Raw genomic sequence first — 24,625 nt, forward strand, 5'->3', positions numbered from 1 at the left:
AAAATGTCAGAATTATTAAGAGGCGGACAGTTTTTAGTAAAAGAAACTAACTGCGAAAACGTATTTACTCCAGAAGACTTTACAGAGGAGCAACAAATGATGAAGGAAGCTGTGATGGAATTTAATGATAGAGAAATTATTCCTCATAAAGCTCGTTTCGAAGCTAAAGATTATGCATTAACAGAAGAAGTTATGCGTAAAGCTGGTGAATTAGGATTTTTAGGTGTTGCAGTACCCGAAGAATTTGGTGGTTTGGGTATGGGATTTGTATCTACAATGTTAACTTGTGATTACATATCTTCTGGAACTGGATCTTTTAGTACAGCTTTTGGTGCACACACAGGTATTGGTACAATGCCAATTACTTTATATGGTACACAAGAACAGAAAGAAAAATATGTTCCTAAATTAGCTACCGGAGAATGGTTTGGGGCTTATTGTTTAACGGAACCTGGTGCAGGTTCTGATGCAAACTCTGGAAAAACAACAGCAGAACTTTCGGAAGACGGAAAGTCTTACAAGATTAACGGGCAAAAAATGTGGATTTCAAACGCAGGTTTTTGTAGTTTAATGATTGTTTTTGCTCGTATAGAAAATGATAAAAACATTACTGGCTTTATTGTAGAATATGATCCAGAAAATGCAAACGGAATTACTTTAGGTGAAGAAGAACACAAATTGGGTATTCGTGCAAGTTCAACTCGTCAAGTATTTTTTAACGATACAGTAGTACCTGTAGAAAATATGTTAGCAGGTCGTGGTGAAGGTTTTAAAATTGCCATGAATGCTTTAAATGTTGGTCGTATTAAATTAGCTGCAGCATGTTTAGATTCTCAAAGAAGAGTTATTACATATGCAACACAATACGCTACAGAGCGTAAGCAATTTAAAACTCCTATTGCAGATTTTGGTGCAATTAAGGTAAAATTAGCAGAAATGTCTACAAATGCATATGTTGGCGAATCTGCTTCTTATAGAGCTGCGAAAGACATCGAAGATAGAATCGCTTTAAGAGTTGCTGCGGGTAATACACACCAAGAAGCAGAACTTAAAGGTGTAGAAGAATATGCAATAGAATGTTCAATCTTAAAAGTTGCCGTATCAGAAGACGTACAAAGTTGCGCAGATGAAGGTATTCAAATTTTTGGTGGAATGGGGTTCTCTGAGGAAACTCCTATGGAATCTGCTTGGAGAGACGCTAGAATTGCTAGAATTTACGAAGGTACAAACGAAATTAACAGAATGCTTTCTGTTGGAATGCTTATTAAAAAAGCAATGAAAGGTCATGTAGACTTGTTAGGACCTGCAACAGAAGTAGCTAATAGTTTAATGGGAATTCCTTCTTTTGAAACTCCAGATTATTCTGAGTTATTTTCAGAAGAAAAACACATGATTGCCAAGTTAAAGAAAACATTTTTAATGGTTGCTGGTGCAGCACTTCAAAAATATGGGCAAGAAATCGAGTCTCATCAACAATTATTAATCGCTGCTTCAGACATATTAATTGAAATTTATATGGCAGAATCTGCAATTTTAAGAACAGAGAAAAACGCAAAACGTTTTGGAGAAGAGTCTCAATCTGTACAAATTGCAATGTCTAAATTATATTTATATCACGCAGTAGACATTATCGAAGAAAAAGGTAAAGAAAGTATTATTTCTTTTGCTGAAGGTGATGAACAGCGTATGATGTTAATGGGGTTAAAGCGTTTTACTAAATATACAAACTACCCAGATATTGTAGATTTACGTAACGAAATCGCAGAAAAAGTGAAAGCAGAAAATAAATACTGCTTCTAAAATATTTATAAAATTTTCTTAAACTTATCCAAGGTTTTTGAATTTAGTTGTTTGTTTGAGAGACCATCTGTTAAAGGATGGTCTTTTTTTATACGAGTAATAATTGTAACTTAGTTGGTAAATTATTACTGATGAAACTTGTTATGAAAATCTCTGTCTCTATAATAACTAGCATTCTTTTTATTTTTTGCACTTCGGAAAAGAATAAAATTAAAGCCCAAAATCAAAAAAAAAATTTTAAAGATTATTGGTATCAAGGTAAAGCAGAAATAACGTCCTATAAATTAAAACAATCTCGTTATGGCGAGGTTTATGAAGGAACTGCGGTAAATATTTATGTTACTGAAGATTTTCTACCAGAAAAACAAGTAAAAGCCGATGTTAAGAGTAAATCTACAATACCTGTATTAAAGTTAAATAGCACAAAAAAATTTGTCACTGGCATATACCCTTATTCCTTAATGACAAGCACCTTCTCTCCTATTAATAGCGATAAAAAGACAATAAAAATTTCTTTTTCATCACAAGAATGGTGTGGTAATACATTTGCACAATTAAATAATCGAGAAAAATTTGAAATTGATTTTCACTCTTATTTTGAAAATAATACTGATAGAAAAATAGGATTAAAAAAGGATATATTAGAAAATGAATTATGGAATCAATTAAGATTAAACCCAAAAAATATTACGATTGGTCGTATGAAGATTATTCCGTCTTTCGAATATTTAGCATTAAATCACAAACGAATTATGGCATATGATGCCGAAACATCATTGAAGGAAATTAAGGGGTTTCTATATTTTTCTATTTTTTATCCAACTTTAAAAAGAAAACTTACCATTAAATTGACTAAAGAATTTCCTTACACCATAGAATATTGGGAAGAATTTTTAACTATAAATAACACAAAACACACAACTACAGCAACAAAAATTAAAACAATTCTTTCACCTTATTGGCGTAAAAACAAAAAAGGAAATACTGAAGAAAGAAAAGCTTTAGGTTTGTAAACTCTAATAATTAAACTTAAAAATAATGAAAATAAACAACCTTCTAGTAATTGTCTTATCAGTAATAACACTAAGTTGTAATAAATCTGAAAAAGAAAAATCTATAAACAAGAAATTATTGATAGACGGAATAAAGTATTTATCTAGTGACGATCTAGAAGGTAGAGGATTTTCTAAACCCGGAAATTATAAAGCTCAAAAATATATCGCAACTAAATTTAAAGAAATTGGTTTAGAAACTGAAGAATCGACTAACTATATTCATAAATTTCCGTACACTTTTTCTGGCAAAAGAAGACAAAGAATGTATCCTATTGAAAATATAGATTCAAATGTTTCTAAAATAAAAGATACAACTGTATTTGGCGGAAATGTTATAGGTAAAATTACTGGAAGCATCGACAAAACCATAGTTATAACTGGTCATTTAGATCATTTAGGCATTAAAAATGGTAAAATTTATAATGGTGCAGATGATGATGCTTCTGGTACAGCTGCATTAATTGCAATTGCCGATTATTTTAAAAATACCAAACCAAAACACACATTAATTTTTGCGGCAGTAGATGCCGAGGAAATTGGTTCTTTAGGCGCAGATTATTGGCTTAAAAATTATAAAAAGAAAAATAAAATTGTACTAAATATTAATATGGATATGATTGCTCACAATGACTCTTTACAGCTTTATGCAGCAGGTATACATCATTATCCTAAACTTCTAAAAAGTTTAGAAAACATAGAGTCACCAATTAATTTATTGTTTGGTCATGACAATGCAGATGATAAAAATCTAGATAATTGGACCTATTCTTCGGACCACAGAGTATTTCATAAAGAAAAAATTCCTTTTATTTATTTTGGTGTAGAAGATCATAAAGATTATCATAAAGACACAGATACATTCGAAAACATTAATCAAGATTTTTACATAGAAGCAGTAAAATTAATTATAAAATCTATCGAAAATTTCGATTCAAATTTAACATATGAATAATTTTATCAAAAAAGGATTTATTATTGCCGGTTGTACAAATGTTTTTGCAATTTTAATTTTATCTAGACTTTTTACAAACCAAACAATAAATAAGTATGACACTGCAGTAATGTCTAATTTTGGTTTATTGATGATTATAGTTTGGGGTTTAGCTTATCTTTCTGTTTCTAAAAACTATTACAAAGTAAAATGGTTAATTGCTGTTTTTGCGATTGAAAAATTAATTTATGGCATCATCTGGATTCAATGGAGATTATCTAATAATGTAACAGTAATCTTTGAAGAAGATAAAATGGCAGGCGTTTTTTATGCTATTTACGGTATTAACGACCTCTTATTTTTCGTGTTTTTTTCTTATGTATTCGTAAAATTATTAAAATAAAGCATTTTAAAAATAGCTAATCTCTTTTTTATCAATACTTTTGCACGCAATTTGAAAACAAAGCAATGAAACGTATTAAAGAATATAAAAAACTTTTTAAAGTAGAAGGCCCTATAGATTTAAAAGAATTGAAAAAATCTTATAGAGGATTGGTTAAAGAGTGGCATCCTGATAAATTTCAAGATGAAGCAGATAAAGAAGAAGCTGAAATTAAAAGTACACAAATTATTGACGGATATCACTTCTTGGTTAGTATTGCTCCAGAGACTAAAGCTGCTAACTTAGAGGCTTATAAAAAAACGATTACAGAATTTCAAGTAGCAGATTGGCATCATAAAAGTATGCTATTAGAAGTAACATTTACAGATGGTAATAAGTACGAATATTTTGGTGTTAGTAAAGTTCTATTTGGAAAATTTGTAAATGCAAAATCTATGAATAATTTTGGTAGAAGAAATATCTTTAACAAATTTACCTACAGAAAATCTATGAAAGCATCTGCAACAGTTTAAATAACATTGTATTTCACATACAAAAAAAAGAGATTACTTAAATTGTAATCTCTTTTTTTATGGGAATAAATCAATATTATTCTAAAGCACCTAAATAACGCTCTGCGTCTAATGCTGCCATACAACCAGAACCTGCAGCAGTAACGGCTTGTCTGTATTCTTTATCTTGAATATCTCCAGCAGCAAATACACCTGGTAAATTAGTTTTTGTAGATTTTCCTTTTGTTATTAAATAACCTGTTTCATCCATATCTAAAACTCCTTTAAATAAATCTGAATTTGGTTTGTGCCCGATTGCAATAAAGACACCAGTTACAGAAATATCATGAGTTTCTTTAGTTTGATTATTTATTGCTCTAACTCCTTCAACTACATTATCACCTAAAACTTCATCGATTTCTGTATTAAATAAAACCTCAATATTTGCAGTTTTATTAACTCTATGTTGCATTGCTTTAGATGCTCTCATGTAATCTTTACGCACTAATAAAGTTACTTTATTACAAATATTAGCCAAATAAGTAGCTTCCTCTGCTGCAGTATCCCCTGCTCCAACAACAACCACATCTTGTCCTTTATAAAAGAATCCGTCGCAAGTTGCACATGCAGAAACACCTCCGCCAATTAAGCGTTGTTCGCTTTCTAGTCCTAAATACTTTGCTGTTGCACCTGTAGAAATAATTATTGTTTCTGCTTCAATCTCTTTAGTTTCATCAACAATAACTTTATGTATACCACCAACTTTATCACTAAGATTTACTTTAGTTACAAGACCAAAACGAACTTCTGTACCAAAACGTTCTGCTTGCTTTTTTAAATCTTCCATCATTGCAGTACCATCTGTACCATCTGCATACCCAGGAAAATTATCAACTTCTGTTGTTGTTGTTAATTGCCCGCCCATTTGCATACCTGTATACATTACAGGTTTCATATCTGCTCTTGCTGCATAAATTGCCGCTGTGTAACCCGCAGGACCTGAACCTATGATTAAACATTTTATTTTTTCTACTGTATCTGACATAATAAATTTGTATCGAATTTTGTAATGTAAAAATATACCTTTTTACAAGTTATTAGAACGAATGTTTATAAATTTTAATAATGAAAATATAATTAATTTTAATTCTTTAAAAATCACTAATATTTTAATGAAAAAGGTTTTAGTTTCTAAATATTATTATATATTTGCAATCCTTAAATGAGAAATCATTTTCGGGGTGTAGCGTAGCCCGGTCATCGCGCCTCGTTTGGGACGAGGAGGTCGCAGGTTCGAATCCTGCCACCCCGACAAAAAGCTTAAAAATCTAACGATTTTTAAGCTTTTTTATTTTTCTAACATTTCTTTAGTAACTACTGTTCTAAAACCTATATGATCTGAACTAGAACTTGGCTCCATTCCCATTCTTGCCGATATTCTAAAACTTGCGCAGTAAGATTCATGACATAAAAATGAACCACCTTTCATCACATATTCTAATTGATAAGGATTAGCAGGTGAATATGATTTTTCTGCTCCTTTAGGATTATTTAAGACTTCATTTGTATTTAAAGTACTATAATAATTCACATTAAATAAGTCTGAAGTCATTTCCCAAACATTTCCTGCCATATCGTAAAGACCAATATTATTAGCTGGATATGAACCTACAGGAGAAATATATTCAAAACCATCTACCGAGTTATTTTCTGTAGGAAAAGTTCCTTGCCAAGTATTGGCACTACTATTTAAAGCCTCTTTATTATTACCCCAAACAAAAATATTATCTTTATTTGCACCTTGAGCTGCAGCTTCCCACTCTGCTTCTGTTGGCAATCTTCTGTTTGCCCATTTGCAATATGCTAATGCATCACTATAACTTACATGCACTACAGGGTAATTGTCTTTACCTTCGATAGAACTTCCTGGTCCTTCTGGATGCTTCCAATTTGCACCAATTTTCCAACTCCACCATTGTTGATAGTTATTCATCGAAATAATTTTACCTGCACTTTTATTAAAAATTAAACTTCCTGGTTGTAAAATAGAATCTGCAGGCTTTGGCGTATTTGGAGGTAAATCTTTTTTTATTTCATCCCAATCAATTGGTTTTTCTGCAGTTGTAATATAATTAGTAGCCTCTACAAATTTTTTAAACTGAAGGTTGGTAACTTCATTTTTATCAATATAAAATCCATCTACATAAACTTTATGTGCTGGCTTTTCTCTCATCATCGCAAACTGATCACCTGGTTTTGCGCCCATTAAAAAAGTTTTAGAAGCAACCCAAACCATTTCGTTAGGTGCATCAGTTTTAGTCTTTTTTAATGATGTAGATTTTTTTGAGGTAGTTTTCTCTTGCTCTTTCCTAAAGTTACAGCTTACCAGAAAAAACAAATTAAACGCTGTTAGAGAGACAATTACATGTTTGTTCATATTCATTTAATAATATAATTAAATAGTTTATAGTTTAATAATTTCGTATCTTATACATCAGAAATATCTATTGTAAATATATGTTTTTAAAGGAAAACACTTGAATAAAAAATTCTTAAAAAATAAAATTAGTATTAACAAAATATTATTGTTTAACTAAATTGAAATATTGTTAAACATTTGTATCTTTACATAAAATTTAATCTATATGGCTCGTAAGAAAAACATCACAAAAGACAACTTAATTTCTTGGTACATGGAGTTTGTACTAGAAAACAATCATGACCCAAAAACTGTTTTTAGTTTTGCTAAAGAAAATAATTTTGAGGAAGCAGATTTTTATAAATTTTATGGTTCTTTTGAAGCAATTAAGGAATCTATTTTTAGTGAATTCTTTAACCATACTATAAAAGTATTAGCTAAAAGTGAAGATTATCCAACTTATGACGCTAGAAATAAATTGTTAAGTTTTTACTTTACTTTTTTTGAAATTTTAACTGCAAACAGAAGCTATGTAGTTTATGCGTTAAAAGAAAATAAAGATTTAAAAAGTTTAAGCTATTTAAAACAGTTACGCGAAGATTATAAAATTTTCGTTAGCAACATTGGTATCGAAAAAATTGATTTAAAACAAGAAAAATTAGAAAAAATTCAAGACAAAACAATACAAGAATCTTCTTGGTTACAGTTAATTGTTACTATGAAATTTTGGCTGGATGACACGTCTCCTTCTTTTGAAAAGACGGATATTTTTATTGAAAAATCTATTAATGCAAGGTTTGATTTAATTGATGTGAAACCTTTAAAAAGCATTATTGATTTTGGAAAATTTATACTTAAAGAAAAAATTAACTTTAATTAATACCTATGAAAACAATAGACTCTATACCCACTTCTAAAATTCAAAGAGCTTCTAAATTAGTTACCACAGGTGCTAAGATTGGGGTTAATTATCTTAAATATTATGGTGATAAAATCACTAAATCAGAAGATGAAGCTAAAGCAAAACTAAACGAAAACAATGCCGAAGATATTTATGATGGCTTAAAGCAATTAAAAGGAAGTGCACTAAAAGTAGCGCAAATGCTTAGTATGGAAAAAAGTATTCTGCCACAAGCTTACGTAGAGAAGTTTTCTTTATCACAATTTTCTGTGCCGCCACTTTCTCCTGCTTTAGTAACAAAGACCTTTAAACGCTATTTTGGTAAAAACCCGAGTGAGATTTATGACAAATTTGATGCTGTATCTATAAATGCCGCAAGTATTGGACAAGTACATAAAGCAGAAAAAAATGGTAAAAAATTAGCTGTAAAAATCCAATATCCGGGTGTTGCAGATAGTATTGCTTCAGATTTATCTTTGGTAAAACCAATTGCTATTAAAATGTTTAATATTAGAGGTAAAGATTCTGATAAATATTTTAAAGAAGTAGAAAACAAATTGGTAGAAGAAACCAATTACATTTTAGAAGTGGCACAAAGTAAAGAAATTGTTGCCGCATGTAAACACATACCAAATCTTAATTTTCCAGAATATTATGCAGATTTATCTTCGGATAGAATAATTACTATGGATTGGATGAATGGTGTGCATTTATCAGAATTTTCTACAAATGATGCAGAGACTGCAACAAAAATTGGACAAGCCCTATGGGATTTTTACATGTTTCAAATTCATAAGTTAAAAAAAGTACATGCAGATCCGCATCCTGGAAACTTCTTAATCTCTCCAGAAAACGAACTAATTGTGATTGATTTTGGTTGTATGAAGACAATACCAAATGATTTTTATATACCATATTTTGAATTGGCAAAAAAGGAAAACATTTCAAATCCTGTTTATTTTGAAGAAAAATTATTCGAATTAGAAATTTTAAGAAAAGACGATTCTAAAGAAGAACTAGATTTCTTTAGAGCTATGTTTCATGAAATGCTAAGTTTATTTACTCAACCTTTTCATGAAGAAAATTTCGACTTCTCTGATGAAAATTTCTTTGGTAAAATTTCTGATTTAGGACAAAAATATGCAAAAAGCACTGAGTTAAAGAACATGAATGGCAATAGAGGCTCTAAACATTTTATATATATCAATAGAACATTTTTTGGTTTGTATAATTTAATGCATGATTTAAAAGCGACCAACATCAAAATAAACAATTTTAAAAATTTATAATGGCTTTTTTCAATTTTGAAGACATACAATCCTTAGAAAAAATTTATAAAATTAATTTAATAAATAGTTGTTCTGGCTTTAAATCTGCCAACTTACTGGGTTCTATTTCTAAAGAAGGTGTTAGCAATGTGGCAGTTTTTAGTTCTGTAACACATTTGGGTTCTAATCCGCCAACATTGGGTTTTATTTTAAGACCAACAACAGTGCCAAGAAATACATACAAAAACATAAAAGAAAATGGTTACTTTACAATTAACCATATTTATGAAGATATTATAGAAGATGCACATCATACCTCTGCAAAATATCCAGAAAATGTATCTGAATTTGATAAAACTGATTTAGAAGAAGAATTTAAAGGAAACCATAAAGCTCCTTTTGTGAAAAATTCTCCAGTACAAATGTGTATGAAATTTGTAGAAGAAGTGTATGTTTCTTCGAATGACGTTATGCTTATTGTTGCGCAAATTGAAGAGCTCTATATAAAAGACACTCTTTTACAAGAAGATGGATTGGTAAATTTATCTTTAGGTAACGTTGCTACTATTAATGGTTTAGACAGTTATGCTATTCCAAAATTTAAAAAGCAATTAAGCTACCAAAGACCAAAAAAATAAAAAACGTATGAAAATTCTTGTTACAGGTGCAACGGGTTATATTGGTAAAAGATTAATTCCGTTATTAATTAACGATGGCCACACTATAATTTGCCCTGTAAGAGATAAAAAAAGAGCTCAAAATTATTACAAAAATCAAAAAAACATTGAGTTAATTGAAGCTGATTTTTTAAATGCACACACATTAGAATTAATTCCTAAAGATATAGATATTGCCTACTATTTAATTCATTCTATGTCTAATTCTGCCAAAGAATTTCATACTTTAGAAGAGAAATGTGCATTTAATTTTAAAAATTTTGCAGAAAAATCTAGCTTAAAGCAAGTGATTTATTTAAGCGGAATTACAAACGACACAAACCTCTCTAAACATTTATTATCTAGAAAAAATGTAGAAAACACATTGGCTTCAGATACGTATGCTTTAACAACTTTTAAAGCAGGTATAATTGTAGGTTCTGGTAGTTCTTCTTTTGAAATTATTAGAGATATTGTAGAAAAATTACCAGCTATGATTGCCCCTAAATGGTTAAATACAAAAACACAACCATTAGCAATTAGAGATGTTTTGGCTTTTCTACACAAAGCTTTAAATAAAAAGGAATTATTTAATACATCGCATGATATTTTTGGACCAGAAGTACTAACATACAAAGAAATGTTATTACAATTTGCAAAAGTGAGAAAGTTAAAAAGATACATTTTAACCGTGCCAGTTATGACACCAAAATTATCTTCTTATTGGCTGTATTTTGTCACCTCTACATCTTATAAATTGGCTAGTTCACTTGTAAACTCAATGGGTGTAGAAGTGATTGGCAAGAAAAGTGACATCAACAATATCTTAAATGTCAACCCCATGACATATAAAGAAGCCGTTAAGTTGGCTTTTAAAAAGATAGAACAAAATAGCATTATTTCTAGTTGGAAAGACTCTTACGTGAGTAGCGGAAAATTAAAAAATTTTGTACATGAATTTATAAATGTACCCGAATATGGTTGTTTTAAAGATTTTAAAAAGAGAAAAGTAAAAAATAAAGAAAAAGCACTAGACAGAATTTGGGCAATTGGCGGTGAAACAGGATGGTATTACGGTACATTTTTATGGAAGATTAGAGGTTTTGTAGATCAACTTTTTGGGGGCGCGGGATTAAGACGCGGTCGAAGACACCCAACAGAACTAAATGCCGGTGATGCGTTAGATTTTTGGCGCGTAATTTATGCCGATAAAGAAAAAGGAAAACTTCTTTTGTATGCTGAAATGATTTTACCTGGTGAGGCTTGGCTAGAATTTAAAATTGAAGATGGTCACATTTACCAAACCGCAACATTTAGACCACATGGTTTAGCCGGAAGATTGTATTGGTATTCGGTAATGCCTTTTCATTGGTTTGTTTTTAACGGCATGATACAAAACATCAATAAATAATTTTGAAAAAACAACACCTTCCAGAAAAAATTTGCATCGTTTGTAACAGACCGTTTAGCTGGCGCAAAAAATGGGAGAAAAACTGGGAAAATGTAAAATATTGTAGTAAAAAATGCAGCAAAAACAAGAAAACACTGGCTTAATTTGGTTTCGTAATAATTTACGAGTTAATGATAATAATGCTCTTAGAAAAGCTACAGAAAACCACCAAAAAGTAGTTGCAGTATTTTACTTTAATCCGAAGCATTTTGTAAAAGACAGTTTCGGTTTTAAAAAAACAGAGAAATTTAGAGCGCGATTTTTAATAGAAACAGTAGAAAATCTTCAAAAAAACCTTCAAAAATTAAATATTACACTACTCACTTTTTATAATTCACCAGAAAATCATTTAAACAAAGTTTGTAAAAAGTTTAATATTGATGCAATTTACACACAAAAGGAATGGACAAAAGAGGAGGCAGAGTCAAATAAATTGACACAACAAAGCTTCTCTAATAAAATCAAATTCATAGAGGATTACGATCAATTTCTATACAATCCGGAAACAGTTTCTAATGATTTCTCTAACATTCCGAATGTTTTTACTACGTTTAGAAAAAAATTAGAAAAATCAGTTAAAGTATTACAAGAACTTACTCCTACTCCATTAACAAAAGAAAATTTAGTAGAAAACTACACTAGCATTCCTAACTTAAAAGATTTAGGCTTTCATAATTTTGAAATCCACCCAAAAGCTGCATTTAAGTTTTTTGGCGGTGAAGACGCCGCTTTAGATAGATTGAATAATTATTTCTTTGAAACAAAAAAAGTAAATTTTTATAAAAAAACAAGAAACGGATTGATTGGTACAGATTATAGTACCAAATTTTCTCCGTGGCTTGCAAATGGTAGCTTATCAGCAAAAACAATTTATTGGAAAATTAAAGAATTTGAAGCTGAATTTGGGGCTAATCAATCGACGTATTGGGTTATTTTCGAGTTAATTTGGCGTGATTATTTTAAATATATTTCTTTAAAATATGATAATAAAATTTTTAAAATTGGCGGAATCTTAGAAAAAAAATACAGTTGGAATTCTGATGAAAATCAAATTAAGAATTGGATAAACGGCAACACCAAAGACGATTTTGTAAACGCTAACATGATTGAACTTAAAGAAACTGGCTGGATGAGCAACCGAGGCAGACAAAACGTAGCTTCTTACTTTGCCAAAGAACTTCTTTTAGACTGGCGAATTGGCGCTGCTTATTTTGAATCTTTATTAGTTGATTATGACGTTCATAGCAATTACGGTAATTGGATGTATGTTGCCGGAGTTGGTAACGATCCTCGAGACAGAAAATTTAATACGCAACTTCAAGCAGAACGCTATGATACAAATTACAAGTTTAGAAAACTTTGGTTAGAAAAAACATTATTTTAAAATGAAGAAATTAAGACTAATTCTTGGCGATCAACTAAATAGTGAACATTCTTGGTTTAATAAGTCTTGTGAAAACACAATCTACTGCATGTTAGAGATGAGACAAGAAACAGATTACGTTACACATCACATTCAGAAAATAGTTGGATTTTTTGCGGCAATGAGAAATTTTGCGAAAGAATTAGAAACCGCAAATCACCAAGTAATTTATTATAAGATAAATGATGCAAAAAATTCCCAAAATTTAATCGAGAATTTAAAGACATTAATTAAAGAAAATTCTATTGAGAAATTCGAATATATAGCGCCTGATGAATATCGATTAGACAAACAACTTGCAGACTTTACATCATCTTTAAATATAAAACATCAGGTTTTTTCTTCAGAACACTTTTATACCGAAAGAGATGATTTAAAAACATTTTTTAAAGGTAAAAAACAATTCTTAATGGAAAGTTTTTATCGAAATATGCGAAAAAAACATCAGATATTAATTGTTAACGAACAACCTGAAGGTGGAAAATGGAATTTCGATGCTAGCAATCGTAAAAAATGGAAAGGTGATGTTTTAATTCCTACAGAAATAAATTTCGACAATAACTTAGAAAATATAGTATCCGAAATTAAAAAAGCAGGAATTGAAACCATTGGTAAAATAAATGCAAAATATTTTGAGTATCCAATTTCAAGAAAGCAAGCTTTAAAACAATTAGAGTATTTCTGTGAAAATTTATTGGTTCACTTTGGTGATTATCAAGATGCAATGCACACAGATAAATTTTATTTATTTCATAGTAGAATTTCGTTTGCTATGAACACAAAAATGATATCACCTAAAGAAATAATTAATTCGGTTTTAGAAACTTATAGAAACAACATCGACGAAATCGATATTTCTCAAGTAGAAGGTTTTATAAGACAAATTTTAGGTTGGCGAGAATATATGAGAGGCATGTATTGGATGTTGATGCCAAACTATAAAAACGAAAACTTTTTAAACAATAAAAATAAACTTCCAGCCTTTTTCTGGACAGGAAAAACAAAGATGAATTGCTTAAAAAACGCAATTCAAAATTCGTTAAATAACGGCTACGCGCACCACATACAACGTTTAATGATTACGGGTAATTTTGCATTATTAACACAAATTAATCCAGATGAAATCGATGCTTGGTATTTAGGTATTTATGTAGATGCAATTGAATGGGTTCAGTTACCAAATACTCGAGGCATGAGTCAGTTTGCAGACGGAGGCAAAATCGCCACAAAACCTTACGTTTCTAGCGGAAGTTATATTAGTAAAATGAGTAATTACTGCGAGTCTTGCTCGTATAAAAAAACTAAGAAATTAGAAGATGATGCTTGCCCATTTAACTCTTTATATTGGAATTTCTTAGATGAGAAACAAGCAGAACTTTCTTCTAACTTCCGCATGAAGATGATGTACAGTTTACTTAATAAAATGTCTACGGAAGAAAGAATAAGAATTAAAGAAAAAGCAAATCATATAATAGAAAACTTAGATGCATATTAATAGAGAAGTAATTAATGTTGTTTGGTTTAAAAGAGATTTACGTTTAGAAGACAACGAAGCTATTTACAATGCTTTGAATTCTAATAAACGTACACTTTTTTTATATGTTTTAGAACCTACTTTAATTAGTGATAAACATTATAACGAGCGTCATTGGAACTTTATAAAACAATCTATAGTAGATTTAAACGAGAGTTTAAAACAATATAATTCTAAAATCTTGACTGTTGAAACCGAAGTTGTAACTGCTTTTAATCAACTTACTACTAATTACAAGATTAATGCTGTTTTTTCTCATCAAGAAACAGGTTTGCTGTTAACCTTTAATAGAGATAAAGAATTTAAAAGATATTGTAGAAATAACACAATTCAATGGATCGAAAATAACAACAACGGAGTTCTAAGAGGTTTGTTAGACAGAGAAGATTGGTTTGAAAAATGGGATGAATATATGTACACATCTCAAATAAAAAATAATATTACTGCGAATAAATTAATCACTATTGATGAAATTAATGTTATAGAAAAATTATTTAGAACTGTAAATTTAGAAACAAGCAAAAAAACACCGTTTCAAAAAGGAGGTTCTAAACTTGCTTGGAGGTATGCAAATTCCTTTTTTAAAACAAGACATGAAAAATACATGTCTAATATTTCTAAACCCTTATTAGCAAGAGAAAGCTGCAGTAGATTATCTCCTTATATAGCTTGGGGTAACGTATCTATAAGACAAATTTTTCAAGAAGCTGTAAACAGTACTACCGATAGTAATAAAAAACATATTAGTGCATTTATATCTCGATTAAGATGGCAAGCTCATTTCATTCAAAAGTTTGAAATGGAACATAGCATGGAAAACGAAAGCATTAATAAAGGATATTTAAAACTAAAAAAAAGTATTTCAGAAAGATATCAAAAAGCTTGGAGAGATGGCGCCACAGGATTCCCTATAGTAGATGCCTGTATGAGATGTTTAAAAGAAACCGGTTATATCAATTTTAGAATGAGAGCTATGTTGGTTTCTTTTTTTACACATATTTTATGGCAACCATGGCAACATGCATCTCAACATCTATCGCAATTATTTTTAGATTTTGAACCCGGCATTCACTTTCCGCAATTACAAATGAGCGCTGGTGAAACTGGTATAAATCTATTAAGAATTTACAATCCTATAAAAAACAGTTTAAAGCATGACGAAGATGCTACTTTTATAAAAAAATGGGTTCCAGAATTAAAAGAACTACCAATCCCTTTTATACATGAGCCTTATTTAATGACACCTTTAGATCAACAGTTTAATAATTTTGAATTGGGTATTGATTATCCAAAACCAATTGTAGACATAAAAACCGCAAGAAAAAACGCTAGTGATATCTTGTGGAAATTAAAAAAAGACCAAACTGTGCAAGAAGAAAGTCTAAGAATTTTAAAAAAACATACAATTTCTAGTAAGAACAGCCCAATCAACAGAGGCTAATCCACATAATATCAATAAATTAAAATTTATTGTTAAATTTTGTTTAATCATTTTTATATATAGTTAAACATAAATATATTTTTTGTATATTTGAGTAATGATATTTAACACCACATATAAAAATAATGACGCAAAAGCTACCATAGATGACTTACTAGGTGCTCCTTATAGTTTTTTCCAATCACTAAAAATGGGAGGAACAGGTTCTAAAAGGATGATAATTGAAGAAGTTGGCCATGGTTTCTCTAAATACATGAACAAAGTTTCTGATATAAATTATGGTAACATAGAATTAAGAGAAAAAGGAATTATAGTTCACATCAATAAAGGATTAGAAACTTACAGTTGGGCAATTCCTTATTATCAGTTGCATTTATACAGAACCGCTGGCTTTAGTGTACATGCTCAAGGCAACTATGTGCGATTTAAATACAACAAACTATTTAAAGAAAACAAGAAGTTTATCGATAAAATAGTAAACCATAAAATAGAAAATGACAAACAATATCAACTATACTAGATGAAAAAATTAAATGGCACATCTATTGATAGAATAATAGAAATGGCTTGGGAAGATAGAACAACTTTCGAAGCAATAGAATTTCAGTTTGGTTTAAAAGAACAAGAAGTAATTAATTTAATGCGTACAGAAATGAAACTATCAAGTTTTAAAATGTGGCGCAAAAGGGTTCAAGGAAGAAAAACCAAACACGAAAAACTTAGAAACTTCGAAAAAGGGCGTTTTAAATGCTCTAGACAAAAATCTATCTCGAATAACAATATAGCCAAAAGATAAACCGGTGCTTTGCTTTAACAAAAAAGTTTAAGACAGCACATAAAAAAGAAAATTATGATAACAGAATTATTACAAGAAGAAAAAAAGGAATTGTTAAATGGTTTCACCATTGATGATATTGGTGATGATCATTTATTTACCGGCTTAGAAACTCCAATGAAAAAGGATGCGTTTAAGCTTTCTGACGGTGAAAAAAAAGATAAAATTGCGTCTTTATTTTCAGAAATAATGGATGTAATGGGTTTAGATTTAACTGATGATTCTTTAAAAGGAACACCAAAAAGAGTTGCAAAAATGTACATTGATGAGATTTTTTCTGGACTAAATCCTGCAAACAAACCTAAAGTAGCTTTATTTGACAATAAATACCAATACAATCAAATGTTGGTAGAAAAAAATATAACTTTTTATTCTAATTGCGAGCATCATTTTGTACCAATTATTGGTAAAGCACATGTGGCATATATTTCTTCCGGTAAAGTTATAGGTTTATCTAAACTTAATAGAATTGTGCAATATTTTGCCAAAAGACCACAAGTTCAAGAAAGACTTACAAATCAAATAGCAGAAGAATTAAAAGCAATTTTAAATACCGAAGATGTAGCAGTGATAATAGACGCAAAACATTTATGTGTTTCTTCTAGAGGAGTCAAAGACGATGCTTCTGCCACAGTTACCTCTTATTTTGGAGGAAAATTTAACAATCAAGAAAAAATAGTAGAATTACAGAATACCTTAAATTATTAATTATGAAGTTAATCGAAAAAGCATTAGAGTTTGAAACTCGAAAAAAAAGATTTCCTACAACAAGTGACAGAATATTAGCTGCAAGAGAAGCAAAAGAGTTAATCTTAAGCTTAAACGAGGTTTATAAGAAGAATAAAGATGCTAATATTATGGACATAATGAAGCGTTTAACACTTATAAAACAACGAATTGAAAGACGCTTAAAAGGAAAACCACTTACTGCCTAATAATAAATGCACATTTTTATTGCTTATCTAAGTTTTATAATTATATTGGAAAAATTATAAAAAGACAAGATAAGTAGAATGGATTTATTAGAAAGAGCTGTAGAGTTTGAGAACAGAAAGTTCTCTTTTAAAACAACAAGTGATAGAATTTTGGCATCTAGAGAAGTTAAAGCACTTATTTTAGAGCTAAACCAAGTATATAAAGTAGATAAAGATCCAGAAATTATGGATCAAATGAAGCGTTTAACTGCTGTAAAGCAAAAAATTGAAAAGCGCTTGAAAGGAAGACCTTAAAAAGCACATGAAAAAAATAATAGTAGTAGGAGGAAGCAAAGGAATTGGAGAAGCAATTGTTAATGCTCTAGTAGATAATAACAGTATTATAAACATTAGTAGAACAGCACCTTCGCTTTCTCACGCTAACTTAAAACATTACGACTGTGATGTTCTTAATGATGAACTACCAGATATTGAAAATGCAGATACACTAATATACTGCCCTGGAAGCATCAATCTAAAACCAATATCTAGATTAAAACTAGAAGATTTTAGAGAAGATTTTGAAATAAATGTTGTAGGCGCGATTAAAGCCATTCAACGATACCTTCCAAAATTAAAAAACGGAAAAAACCCTTCTATTTTATTATTTAGCACAGTAGCTACAAAATTAGGCATGCCTTTTCATGCTAGTGTTGCTGCAGCAAAATCAGCTGTTGAAGGCATAACCAAGTCTTTAGGTGCAGAACTTGCGCCTACAATTAGAGTAAATGCAATAGCACCTACGGTTACAGATACAGATTTAGCATCAAAATTATTAAGAAATGAAAGAATGATAGAAAATATCACAGAACGTCATCCTCTTAAAAAGTTTTTAAAACCAGAAGAAGTTGCAGATTTAGCTTCGTTTCTAATTTCTGATAAATCCCTATCAATATCCGGTCAAATTTTCGAACTGGATTGTGGTATTGTAAACTTCAAAATATAAAAACATGACTGATATTTATAAAATTAATATCAATAGCTTACAAAATAAAGCTATTGACTTATCCGAGTACAAAAATAAATTTATATTATTTGTTAATGTAGCTTCTAAGTGCGGCTTTACATCACAATACAAAGAGTTAGAAGAATTATATAATACTTATAAAGAAAATCTTATCGTAATTGGTTCTCCTTGTAATCAATTTGGATCACAAGAACCCGGAACTTCAGAAGATATAGAAGCTTTTTGTAAAGTAAATTTTGGTGTTACTTTTTTAATGACAGAAAAAATTGATGTAAAAGGTACAAAACAACATCCACTTTATACTTGGCTTACAGATAAATCTTTAAACGGAACTAAAAGTTCTTCTGTAAAATGGAATTTTCAAAAATATTTAGTTTCGCCAGAGGGCAAGTTAATTGACTACTATTTTTCTATTACAAAACCTATAAGTTCTAAAATTACAAAACATTTAAAATAAAAAATATGTTTGGTTTATTCAAGAAAAAATCAGCTGTAGAAAAGCTCCAAGAAAAATATAAAAAACTAATGGAAGAAGCTTATAAGCTTCAATCTATTAATAGAGCTGATAGTGATACGAAATATAAAGAAGCAGACGATTTACTAAAGAAAATTACAGAATTACAAGCTAATTCATAAGAATGAAACAATTAAAAATAACACTGCTTTTTCTAGTTATTAATTTCGGTGGATTGGCATTTGGAAATTGGTTAATGGATAATGGTCCGCTTTCGGATTGGTACACAAATTTAAATCAAGCTCCTTGGACACCTCCAGGAATTGTATTTGGTATTGCTTGGACAGTAATTATGGTTTGTTTTTCGATTTATTTAGGCAAACTTTTTACTATTGAAAATACTCTCGAAAATAAAATTGCTTTTTTAATTCAATTTATATTAAACGTAAGCTGGAACTACATTTTTTTTAATCAGCATTTAGTGTTAACCGGCTTAATTACAATATTAGTACTCACCGCTTTACTTTTTGTTTATTTTTTAAAACTTAGTTCTAAAACTTTAAACTACAAATACTTGCTACTACCATATATTATTTGGTTGTGCATAGCAACATCATTAAACTTATATATTCTAATACATAATTAAGATGAAAATTTACACACTTCATAAAAAACAAAATTTACCAATTTCTAAGGAAGAAGCTTGGAAATTTTTATCAGACCCAAAAAACTTAAAAACAATTACACCAGATTATATGGGATTTAATATTCTTTCTGGTGCAGATAGAGATATGTTTTCTGGTCAAATTATACAATATATTGTGACACCTGTTTTAGGAATAAAAACAAAGTGGGTTACAGAAATTACACACGTTGTAGATAAAGAGTATTTTGTAGACGAACAAAGGTTTGGACCTTATGCCTTATGGCATCATAAACATTTTATTCATGAAATTGAAGGAGGTGTAGAAATGGAAGATATTATCGATTACAAATTACCAATGGGAGTTTTAGGACAATTAGCACATCCTATTTTAGTAAAACCAAAATTAGAAGAAATTTTTAACTACAGACAAAAGAAGTTAATAGAACTTTTTGGAGAATATCAAAAATAATGAAAGAAACAATAAATATTTTTTGGTTTAGAAGAGACTTAAGACTTGATGATAATGTTGGTTTTTACAACGCATTAAAAGGTGACTGCAAAGTGTTGCCTATTTTTATTTTTGATGAAGAAATTTTATCAAAATTACCAAAAAATGATGCCAGAGTTAGCTTTATTTTCAAAACGCTACAGAAAATGAGAAAAGAGTTGCAAGAAAATAACAACAGTAGTCTTGCTATATTTCACGGAAAACCCTTAGATATTTATAAAGAATTAATTGATACTTATACCATAAATTCTGTTTTTACAAATAGAGATTATGAACCTTATGCCAATAAAAGAGATAAAGAAATTGAGAAACTATTAAACGAAAATAATATCGCGTTTAAAACTTTTAAAGATCAGGTAATTTTCGAAAAAGATGAAGTTGTAAAGAAAGACGGAAATCCGTATGTAGTTTATACTCCTTTTATGAAAGTTTGGAAAGAAAAGTTTAAAGAGCACAATTTAGATATTTATTATACAAACTCTTACCTGAATAATCTAGTAAAAAACACAAGGTTGCCAAATTTAAACTTATCAGACTTAGGTTTTACGAAATCAAAACAAGAGATTCAAGATTATACCGTTACGCCAACTTTAATTCAAGAATATGAAGAAACTAGAAATTATCCTGCTTTAGATAACACTTCTAAATTAGGGCCTCATTTACGTTTTGGTAATGTTTCAATTCGTAAAATGGTAAAAAAAGCAATAGCAGAAGCAAATGAAATTTTTTGGCAAGAATTAATTTGGAGAGAGTTTTTTATGCAAATACTTTGGCATTTTCCGAAAACAGCAAACGCGTCTTTTAAACCGAAGTACGATAGAATAGAATGGAGAAACAATGAAGAAGAGTTTAAAAAATGGTGTAAAGGAGAGACTGGTTATCCGCTTGTTGATGCTGGTATGAGGCAACTAAACGAAACAGGTTTTATGCACAACAGAATTAGAATGCTGGTTGGTAGCTTCTTGTGTAAACACCTTTTAATCGATTGGCGTTGGGGAGAATCTTATTTTGCAGAGAAATTGCACGATTATGAAATGGCTAGCAACGTAGGTAATTGGCAATGGGTTGCAGGTTCTGGCGTAGATGCAGCGCCATATTTTAGAATTTTTAATCCAACCACTCAAATTAAAAAATTTGACAAAGACTTACAATACATTAAAAAATGGGTTCCTGAATTTCAAGAATTAACCTATTGTAAAGAAATTGTAGATCATAAAGAAGCTAGAGAACGCTGTTTAAAAACTTACAAACAAGCATTAAATTAAAAAATTTTATTTATAACCATTTAATTTTCATATTTTTAAATTCAACCTAAAAAATAAGATATGAACACAATTGAAGTTGCACAGAAATGGAAACAAATGTGTGAACAAGGTAAAAATTTAGAATGCATTACAGAATTATATGCAGACAACGTTGTTAGTAAAGAAATGCCTGGTGTACCGCACGGAGAAATCGTGTCTGGAAAACAAAACGTAATGGAAAAAAGCAAACAATGGTTAGAAGACGTAGTAGAATTCCATTCTAACGAAATCTCAGAACCGGTAGTTGCAGACAAGCATTTTACAAGTAAAATGAACTTTGATGTAACATTTAAAAGCAGAGGAAGACAACAAATGGAAGAAGTTTGCGTTTTTGAAGTACAAGATGGAAAAATTGTTAACGAACAGTTTTTTTACTCTATGTAATATTATTATTTCTTGACTGAGAAAGCTTCAATTTTAATTGAAGCTTTTTTTTTTAAAAAAAGTAAAATTTAGTTTGGCAGTTATGGTTTTTTGTATTTAATTTGCCATCTCAAAATAAAAGCCGATGTAGCTCAGCTGGCTAGAGCAGCTGATTTGTAATCAGCAGGTCGTGGGTTCGAGTCCCTCCATTGGCTCAATTTTTTACAAAGTCTCAAAATTCAATTTTTGAGACTTTTTTTATGTCTAAATTTATGTGAAACAAGTAATTATTTAAATAATATTAATACTTTGTTTTACAAAAGATACTTTTCGAAAGTAAATTAAATAGTTAAACTCTTTTTTGATTCTGAAAAACAAGCCACATAACTTATAAATTTATATATTTATAATATCTTTACAGCTTTAAGTAAATATTTTATCAAAATCATAATTTTTTATGCTAATTATAGGAATTGCAGGTGGAACTGGAAGTGGTAAAACTACAGTTGTTAATCAAATTATTAAACAATTACCAACAGATGAAGTTTGCGTAATATCTCAAGACTCATATTACAACGCAACAGACGATTTACCATATGAAGAAAGAACAAAAATAAATTTCGATCATCCGAGAGCTATAGATTTTGAACTGATTAAAAAACATTTAAAAGCTCTAAAAGCTGGCAAAACAATAAATCAACCTGTATACTCTTTCGTTACTCATAATAGGACTAAAGATACAATTAAAACGCATCCAAGAAAAGTTGTAATTGTAGAAGGAATCTTAATTTTTAATAATAAAGAACTTAGAGATTTATTTGATATTAAAATTTTTGTACATGCAGAAACAGACGAACGCCTAATTAGACGTTTAAAAAGAGATATTACAGAAAGAGGAAGAGATATGGACGAAGTTTTAACAAGATATCAAACTACTCTTAAGCCAATGCATCAACAATTTATAGAACCAACAAAAAACTTTGCAGATTTAATTATACCAAATGATAGGTTTAATAATGTCGCAATTGATATTGTTAGAACCGTAATAAACGAACGTTTGTAAAAAATGTCTTTAAAAAATATTAAAGAAAATAAAGCTTTTAAATTTTTGACAAACATTTTTGTCTTAATTTTTATCCCATTCTTAATATGGATGTTGTTTTTTGATGAAAACTCATATCTAGTACACAGAAAATTTAATCAAGAAATTAAAGATTTAGAGAGCACGATTTCATTTTACAAATTAAAAATTGCCGAAGACAAAGCAACTATAAAAAAACTTGGTGACTCTTTACAATTAGAACGTTTTGCAAGAGAGAAATATCTTATGAAAAAAGAAAATGAAGATATTTATATAATAGAATTTGATACCATAAAATAGCATGAGTAAATTTTTGTTTAATGAATTTGAAGAAATATCACCTTCTGCTTGGAAACAAAAAATTCAAGTAGATTTAAAAGGGGCAGATTATAACGACACTCTACTTTATACAACTAACGAAGGCATAACTATAAAACCTTTTTACACAAAGGAAGATAGAACAAACCTAAAAGTATCGGCAACGCAAAAAACTTCTTATAATATTTGCCAAACCATACTTATTTTAGATGAAAAAGAAGCAAATAGTTTAGCAATCGATGCTTTAAAAAGAGGTGCTAATTCCATTCAATTTATAGCAAATAAGAAGTTCGATTATAAAACAGTATTAAATCAAATTAATTTTAACGAAAATATTGTTTATTTTAAAATCAATTTTTTAGACGCAAGTTTTATAAAGAAAGTTGATACATTTATCAATCATAAAAACAAGTTTTTTCAAACCGATATTCTAGGCAACTTAGCCGAATCTGGGAATTGGCATGTTAGTTTAAAAGAAGATACTCAAAAAATTAACGAGATTATAAACAGCGTTGATAATTCCATATCCATTTCTGGGGATTTATACGAAAATGCAGGTGCTAACATTGTACAACAATTAGCATATATGCTAGCACATGCAACAGAATACATCAATATTTTTGGAGACAAAATTAGTAATAAACTACATTTCGAAATTTCTGTTGGCACTAATTATTTTCATGAAATTGCTAAGCTTAGAGCGTTTAAACTTTTGTGGAAATCCCTTTTAAATCATTTTAAATTAGAAGGTAAAGAAGTGCATATTTTTGCAAAACCAACTTTAAGAAACAAGACAATTTACGATTATAATGTTAACATGCTTAGAACTACTTCTGAGTGTATGAGTGCTATTTTAGGTGGTGCAACTACAATTTCTAATGTTTCATATGATGAAATTTTTGATGTTAAAAATGAATTCGGAGAACGAATCTCTAGAAATCAATTGTTAATTCTTAAAGAAGAAAGTGGTTTTGAACAAGCTAACGATTTTGCTAATGGAAGTTATTACATTGACACTCTAACAGAGCAAATGGCACAAAAAGCATTGGCAATTTTTAAACAAATTGAAAAAGGTGGCGGATTTTTAAAGCAACTAAGAGAAGGTATTATCCAAAGAAAATTAAAAGAAAGCGCAACTAAAGAAGAAACACAGTTTTTAAATAATGAATTGATTTTATTAGGGACCAATTTACAACCTAATAAAGATAATTTAATGTACGATAAGCTAGTTTTAGATCCTTTTTTAAAACAGCGAAATATCAAAACTTTATTTCCGCCAATTAATAGAAAAAGACTTTCCGAAAAATTAGAACAGCAAAGACTTAAAGAAGAAAAATCAGGTGAATAATAATAACGAAATTTTAGAATACCAAAAAGAGCAAAAACTTTTAAAAAAAGAAGTT

30 protein-coding genes and 2 tRNA genes are annotated in these 24,625 nt (G+C 29.5%); 30 read left to right on the forward strand and 2 right to left on the reverse strand.

Annotation, left to right across the window (positions count from 1 at the left end; all coding sequences use genetic code 11):
* Nucleotides 1-3 precede the first annotated feature (3 nt).
* The 5 genes from ACYPV9_RS09615 to ACYPV9_RS09635 all read left to right on the forward strand — a co-directional run bounded on the left by ACYPV9_RS09615 (nucleotide 4) and on the right by ACYPV9_RS09635 (nucleotide 4,701).
* Entirely contained in the window at nucleotides 4-1,800 is a 1,797-nt protein-coding gene (locus ACYPV9_RS09615) for an acyl-CoA dehydrogenase family protein (protein ID WP_299065140.1), read from the forward strand.
* Nucleotides 1,801-1,943: 143 nt separating this feature from the next.
* Nucleotides 1,944-2,813, forward strand: coding sequence for a septum formation inhibitor Maf (locus ACYPV9_RS09620; RefSeq protein WP_459743303.1), 870 nt, complete (start codon nucleotides 1,944-1,946; stop codon nucleotides 2,811-2,813).
* Between the two features lie 25 nt (nucleotides 2,814-2,838).
* Nucleotides 2,839-3,807 carry a M20/M25/M40 family metallo-hydrolase gene (locus tag ACYPV9_RS09625; RefSeq protein WP_459743305.1) on the forward strand — a complete coding sequence of 323 codons (969 nt, stop codon included), beginning with the start codon at nucleotides 2,839-2,841 and terminating at the stop codon, nucleotides 3,805-3,807.
* Nucleotides 3,800-4,189 (forward strand): hypothetical protein, encoded by a 390-nt coding sequence (locus tag ACYPV9_RS09630; protein ID WP_299065135.1) that lies wholly within the window; start codon nucleotides 3,800-3,802, stop codon nucleotides 4,187-4,189. The genes ACYPV9_RS09625 and ACYPV9_RS09630 overlap by 8 nt, the downstream gene beginning before the upstream one ends.
* Before the next feature lie 65 nt (nucleotides 4,190-4,254).
* Nucleotides 4,255-4,701 (forward strand): KTSC domain-containing protein, encoded by a 447-nt coding sequence (locus ACYPV9_RS09635; protein ID WP_299065133.1) that lies wholly within the window; start codon nucleotides 4,255-4,257, stop codon nucleotides 4,699-4,701.
* A gap of 76 nt (nucleotides 4,702-4,777) precedes the next feature.
* Here ACYPV9_RS09635 and trxB read toward each other — a convergent pair whose 3' ends face one another.
* Complete coding sequence (trxB, locus tag ACYPV9_RS09640) at nucleotides 4,778-5,725, reverse strand: thioredoxin-disulfide reductase (RefSeq protein WP_459743308.1); 948 nt, start codon at nucleotides 5,723-5,725, stop codon at nucleotides 4,778-4,780.
* A gap of 192 nt (nucleotides 5,726-5,917) precedes the next feature.
* On the opposite strand from trxB, the gene ACYPV9_RS09645 reads away from it, so the two are divergent.
* Nucleotides 5,918-5,992: transfer RNA gene (locus tag ACYPV9_RS09645), tRNA-Pro, on the forward strand.
* Between the two features lie 36 nt (nucleotides 5,993-6,028).
* Here ACYPV9_RS09645 and ACYPV9_RS09650 read toward each other — a convergent pair.
* The gene (locus tag ACYPV9_RS09650) at nucleotides 6,029-7,123 is read right to left on the reverse strand and encodes a formylglycine-generating enzyme family protein (RefSeq protein ID WP_459743310.1); all 1,095 of its coding nucleotides are present in this window, start codon (nucleotides 7,121-7,123) and stop codon (nucleotides 6,029-6,031) included.
* A 202-nt stretch (nucleotides 7,124-7,325) separates the two neighbouring features.
* On the opposite strand from ACYPV9_RS09650, the gene ACYPV9_RS09655 reads away from it, so the two are divergent.
* The 24 genes from ACYPV9_RS09655 (at nucleotide 7,326) to ACYPV9_RS09770 (ending at nucleotide 24,570) form a co-directional block, all read left to right on the forward strand.
* Nucleotides 7,326-7,979, forward strand: coding sequence for a TetR family transcriptional regulator C-terminal domain-containing protein (locus tag ACYPV9_RS09655; RefSeq protein ID WP_299065128.1), 654 nt, complete (start codon nucleotides 7,326-7,328; stop codon nucleotides 7,977-7,979).
* Nucleotides 7,980-7,984: 5 nt separating this feature from the next.
* On the forward strand, nucleotides 7,985-9,289 hold the full coding sequence (locus ACYPV9_RS09660; protein WP_299065126.1) for an ABC1 kinase family protein: 1,305 nt from the start codon (nucleotides 7,985-7,987) through the stop codon (nucleotides 9,287-9,289).
* Nucleotides 9,289-9,906 carry a flavin reductase family protein gene (locus ACYPV9_RS09665; RefSeq protein ID WP_299065124.1) on the forward strand — a complete coding sequence of 206 codons (618 nt, stop codon included), beginning with the start codon at nucleotides 9,289-9,291 and terminating at the stop codon, nucleotides 9,904-9,906. Before ACYPV9_RS09660 ends, ACYPV9_RS09665 begins: the two co-directional genes overlap by 1 nt.
* Before the next feature lie 7 nt (nucleotides 9,907-9,913).
* Nucleotides 9,914-11,335: an SDR family oxidoreductase gene (locus tag ACYPV9_RS09670; protein ID WP_459743313.1), complete on the forward strand. Its 1,422-nt coding sequence runs from the start codon at nucleotides 9,914-9,916 to the stop codon at nucleotides 11,333-11,335.
* Nucleotides 11,336-11,337: 2 nt separating this feature from the next.
* The gene (locus ACYPV9_RS09675) at nucleotides 11,338-11,478 is read left to right on the forward strand and encodes a DUF2256 domain-containing protein (protein WP_299065120.1); all 141 of its coding nucleotides are present in this window, start codon (nucleotides 11,338-11,340) and stop codon (nucleotides 11,476-11,478) included.
* On the forward strand, nucleotides 11,448-12,758 hold the full coding sequence (locus tag ACYPV9_RS09680) for a DASH family cryptochrome (protein WP_459743316.1): 1,311 nt from the start codon (nucleotides 11,448-11,450) through the stop codon (nucleotides 12,756-12,758). The genes ACYPV9_RS09675 and ACYPV9_RS09680 overlap by 31 nt, the downstream gene beginning before the upstream one ends.
* Nucleotide 12,759: 1 nt before the next feature.
* On the forward strand, nucleotides 12,760-14,292 hold the full coding sequence (locus tag ACYPV9_RS09685) for a cryptochrome/photolyase family protein (protein ID WP_459743318.1): 1,533 nt from the start codon (nucleotides 12,760-12,762) through the stop codon (nucleotides 14,290-14,292).
* Nucleotides 14,282-15,772: a cryptochrome/deoxyribodipyrimidine photo-lyase family protein gene (locus ACYPV9_RS09690; RefSeq protein ID WP_459743320.1), complete on the forward strand. Its 1,491-nt coding sequence runs from the start codon at nucleotides 14,282-14,284 to the stop codon at nucleotides 15,770-15,772. The genes ACYPV9_RS09685 and ACYPV9_RS09690 overlap by 11 nt, the downstream gene beginning before the upstream one ends.
* Nucleotides 15,773-15,869: 97 nt before the next feature.
* On the forward strand, nucleotides 15,870-16,292 hold the full coding sequence (locus tag ACYPV9_RS09695) for a hypothetical protein (RefSeq protein ID WP_459743322.1): 423 nt from the start codon (nucleotides 15,870-15,872) through the stop codon (nucleotides 16,290-16,292).
* Nucleotides 16,293-16,568 (forward strand): TIGR03643 family protein, encoded by a 276-nt coding sequence (locus ACYPV9_RS09700; RefSeq protein WP_299065110.1) that lies wholly within the window; start codon nucleotides 16,293-16,295, stop codon nucleotides 16,566-16,568. It begins immediately after the preceding gene.
* 54 nt (nucleotides 16,569-16,622) lie between these two features.
* On the forward strand, nucleotides 16,623-17,315 hold the full coding sequence (gene folE, locus ACYPV9_RS09705; protein WP_299065108.1) for a GTP cyclohydrolase I FolE: 693 nt from the start codon (nucleotides 16,623-16,625) through the stop codon (nucleotides 17,313-17,315).
* A 2-nt stretch (nucleotides 17,316-17,317) separates the two neighbouring features.
* Nucleotides 17,318-17,542 (forward strand): hypothetical protein, encoded by a 225-nt coding sequence (locus tag ACYPV9_RS09710; RefSeq protein WP_299065106.1) that lies wholly within the window; start codon nucleotides 17,318-17,320, stop codon nucleotides 17,540-17,542.
* Nucleotides 17,543-17,620: 78 nt separating this feature from the next.
* Nucleotides 17,621-17,836, forward strand: coding sequence for a hypothetical protein (locus tag ACYPV9_RS09715; RefSeq protein ID WP_077811281.1), 216 nt, complete (start codon nucleotides 17,621-17,623; stop codon nucleotides 17,834-17,836).
* Between the two features lie 7 nt (nucleotides 17,837-17,843).
* Entirely contained in the window at nucleotides 17,844-18,527 is a 684-nt protein-coding gene (locus tag ACYPV9_RS09720; protein WP_299065102.1) for an SDR family NAD(P)-dependent oxidoreductase, read from the forward strand.
* A 4-nt stretch (nucleotides 18,528-18,531) separates the two neighbouring features.
* On the forward strand, nucleotides 18,532-19,005 hold the full coding sequence (locus tag ACYPV9_RS09725) for a glutathione peroxidase (protein WP_299065101.1): 474 nt from the start codon (nucleotides 18,532-18,534) through the stop codon (nucleotides 19,003-19,005).
* Between the two features lie 5 nt (nucleotides 19,006-19,010).
* The gene (locus ACYPV9_RS09730) at nucleotides 19,011-19,184 is read left to right on the forward strand and encodes a Lacal_2735 family protein (protein WP_299065100.1); all 174 of its coding nucleotides are present in this window, start codon (nucleotides 19,011-19,013) and stop codon (nucleotides 19,182-19,184) included.
* 2 nt (nucleotides 19,185-19,186) lie between these two features.
* Nucleotides 19,187-19,648 carry a TspO/MBR family protein gene (locus ACYPV9_RS09735; RefSeq protein ID WP_459743326.1) on the forward strand — a complete coding sequence of 154 codons (462 nt, stop codon included), beginning with the start codon at nucleotides 19,187-19,189 and terminating at the stop codon, nucleotides 19,646-19,648.
* Nucleotide 19,649: 1 nt separating this feature from the next.
* The gene (locus tag ACYPV9_RS09740; RefSeq protein WP_077811278.1) at nucleotides 19,650-20,117 is read left to right on the forward strand and encodes an SRPBCC family protein; all 468 of its coding nucleotides are present in this window, start codon (nucleotides 19,650-19,652) and stop codon (nucleotides 20,115-20,117) included.
* The gene (locus ACYPV9_RS09745) at nucleotides 20,117-21,421 is read left to right on the forward strand and encodes a cryptochrome/photolyase family protein (RefSeq protein WP_459743328.1); all 1,305 of its coding nucleotides are present in this window, start codon (nucleotides 20,117-20,119) and stop codon (nucleotides 21,419-21,421) included. The genes ACYPV9_RS09740 and ACYPV9_RS09745 overlap by 1 nt, the downstream gene beginning before the upstream one ends.
* Nucleotides 21,422-21,481: 60 nt before the next feature.
* Entirely contained in the window at nucleotides 21,482-21,844 is a 363-nt protein-coding gene (locus tag ACYPV9_RS09750) for a nuclear transport factor 2 family protein (RefSeq protein WP_299065091.1), read from the forward strand.
* Between the two features lie 120 nt (nucleotides 21,845-21,964).
* A tRNA-Thr gene (locus ACYPV9_RS09755) sits at nucleotides 21,965-22,038 on the forward strand.
* Between the two features lie 242 nt (nucleotides 22,039-22,280).
* Nucleotides 22,281-22,886: a uridine kinase gene (gene udk / locus ACYPV9_RS09760; RefSeq protein ID WP_299065088.1), complete on the forward strand. Its 606-nt coding sequence runs from the start codon at nucleotides 22,281-22,283 to the stop codon at nucleotides 22,884-22,886.
* Between the two features lie 3 nt (nucleotides 22,887-22,889).
* Nucleotides 22,890-23,204, forward strand: a complete 315-nt coding sequence (locus ACYPV9_RS09765; protein ID WP_299065086.1) for an FtsB family cell division protein — start codon at nucleotides 22,890-22,892, stop codon at nucleotides 23,202-23,204.
* 1 nt (nucleotide 23,205) lies between these two features.
* Nucleotides 23,206-24,570 carry a methylmalonyl-CoA mutase subunit beta gene (locus tag ACYPV9_RS09770; protein ID WP_459743331.1) on the forward strand — a complete coding sequence of 455 codons (1,365 nt, stop codon included), beginning with the start codon at nucleotides 23,206-23,208 and terminating at the stop codon, nucleotides 24,568-24,570.
* Nucleotides 24,571-24,625 lie beyond the last annotated feature (55 nt).

This window comes from Polaribacter sp. OB-PA-B3, from assembly GCF_054589375.1.

Excerpts from the sequence above, each read along its gene's own strand:
- ACYPV9_RS09750 (WP_299065091.1), top strand. The coding sequence starts at position 21,482 with ATGAACACAATTGAAGTTGCACAGAAATGGAAACAAATGTGTGAACAA.
- ACYPV9_RS09635 (WP_299065133.1), top strand. The coding sequence starts at position 4,255 with ATGAAACGTATTAAAGAATATAAAAAACTTTTTAAAGTAGAAGGCCCT.
- ACYPV9_RS09620 (WP_459743303.1), top strand. The coding sequence starts at position 1,944 with ATGAAAATCTCTGTCTCTATAATAACTAGCATTCTTTTTATTTTTTGC.
- ACYPV9_RS09615 (WP_299065140.1), top strand. The coding sequence starts at position 4 with ATGTCAGAATTATTAAGAGGCGGACAGTTTTTAGTAAAAGAAACTAAC.
- ACYPV9_RS09740 (WP_077811278.1), top strand. The coding sequence starts at position 19,650 with ATGAAAATTTACACACTTCATAAAAAACAAAATTTACCAATTTCTAAG.
- ACYPV9_RS09650 (WP_459743310.1), bottom strand. The coding sequence starts at position 7,123 with ATGAATATGAACAAACATGTAATTGTCTCTCTAACAGCGTTTAATTTG.
- ACYPV9_RS09700 (WP_299065110.1), top strand. The coding sequence starts at position 16,293 with ATGAAAAAATTAAATGGCACATCTATTGATAGAATAATAGAAATGGCT.
- ACYPV9_RS09685 (WP_459743318.1), top strand. The coding sequence starts at position 12,760 with ATGAAGAAATTAAGACTAATTCTTGGCGATCAACTAAATAGTGAACAT.
- ACYPV9_RS09630 (WP_299065135.1), top strand. The coding sequence starts at position 3,800 with ATGAATAATTTTATCAAAAAAGGATTTATTATTGCCGGTTGTACAAAT.
- udk (WP_299065088.1), top strand. The coding sequence starts at position 22,281 with ATGCTAATTATAGGAATTGCAGGTGGAACTGGAAGTGGTAAAACTACA.
- ACYPV9_RS09715 (WP_077811281.1), top strand. The coding sequence starts at position 17,621 with ATGGATTTATTAGAAAGAGCTGTAGAGTTTGAGAACAGAAAGTTCTCT.
- ACYPV9_RS09720 (WP_299065102.1), top strand. The coding sequence starts at position 17,844 with ATGAAAAAAATAATAGTAGTAGGAGGAAGCAAAGGAATTGGAGAAGCA.
- ACYPV9_RS09735 (WP_459743326.1), top strand. The coding sequence starts at position 19,187 with ATGAAACAATTAAAAATAACACTGCTTTTTCTAGTTATTAATTTCGGT.
- ACYPV9_RS09725 (WP_299065101.1), top strand. The coding sequence starts at position 18,532 with ATGACTGATATTTATAAAATTAATATCAATAGCTTACAAAATAAAGCT.
- ACYPV9_RS09670 (WP_459743313.1), top strand. The coding sequence starts at position 9,914 with ATGAAAATTCTTGTTACAGGTGCAACGGGTTATATTGGTAAAAGATTA.
- ACYPV9_RS09745 (WP_459743328.1), top strand. The coding sequence starts at position 20,117 with ATGAAAGAAACAATAAATATTTTTTGGTTTAGAAGAGACTTAAGACTT.
- ACYPV9_RS09690 (WP_459743320.1), top strand. The coding sequence starts at position 14,282 with ATGCATATTAATAGAGAAGTAATTAATGTTGTTTGGTTTAAAAGAGAT.
- folE (WP_299065108.1), top strand. The coding sequence starts at position 16,623 with ATGATAACAGAATTATTACAAGAAGAAAAAAAGGAATTGTTAAATGGT.
- ACYPV9_RS09710 (WP_299065106.1), top strand. The coding sequence starts at position 17,318 with ATGAAGTTAATCGAAAAAGCATTAGAGTTTGAAACTCGAAAAAAAAGA.
- ACYPV9_RS09680 (WP_459743316.1), top strand. The coding sequence starts at position 11,448 with ATGCAGCAAAAACAAGAAAACACTGGCTTAATTTGGTTTCGTAATAAT.
- trxB (WP_459743308.1), bottom strand. The coding sequence starts at position 5,725 with ATGTCAGATACAGTAGAAAAAATAAAATGTTTAATCATAGGTTCAGGT.
- ACYPV9_RS09770 (WP_459743331.1), top strand. The coding sequence starts at position 23,206 with ATGAGTAAATTTTTGTTTAATGAATTTGAAGAAATATCACCTTCTGCT.
- ACYPV9_RS09730 (WP_299065100.1), top strand. The coding sequence starts at position 19,011 with ATGTTTGGTTTATTCAAGAAAAAATCAGCTGTAGAAAAGCTCCAAGAA.
- ACYPV9_RS09665 (WP_299065124.1), top strand. The coding sequence starts at position 9,289 with ATGGCTTTTTTCAATTTTGAAGACATACAATCCTTAGAAAAAATTTAT.
- ACYPV9_RS09765 (WP_299065086.1), top strand. The coding sequence starts at position 22,890 with ATGTCTTTAAAAAATATTAAAGAAAATAAAGCTTTTAAATTTTTGACA.
- ACYPV9_RS09655 (WP_299065128.1), top strand. The coding sequence starts at position 7,326 with ATGGCTCGTAAGAAAAACATCACAAAAGACAACTTAATTTCTTGGTAC.
- ACYPV9_RS09660 (WP_299065126.1), top strand. The coding sequence starts at position 7,985 with ATGAAAACAATAGACTCTATACCCACTTCTAAAATTCAAAGAGCTTCT.
- ACYPV9_RS09695 (WP_459743322.1), top strand. The coding sequence starts at position 15,870 with ATGATATTTAACACCACATATAAAAATAATGACGCAAAAGCTACCATA.
- ACYPV9_RS09625 (WP_459743305.1), top strand. The coding sequence starts at position 2,839 with ATGAAAATAAACAACCTTCTAGTAATTGTCTTATCAGTAATAACACTA.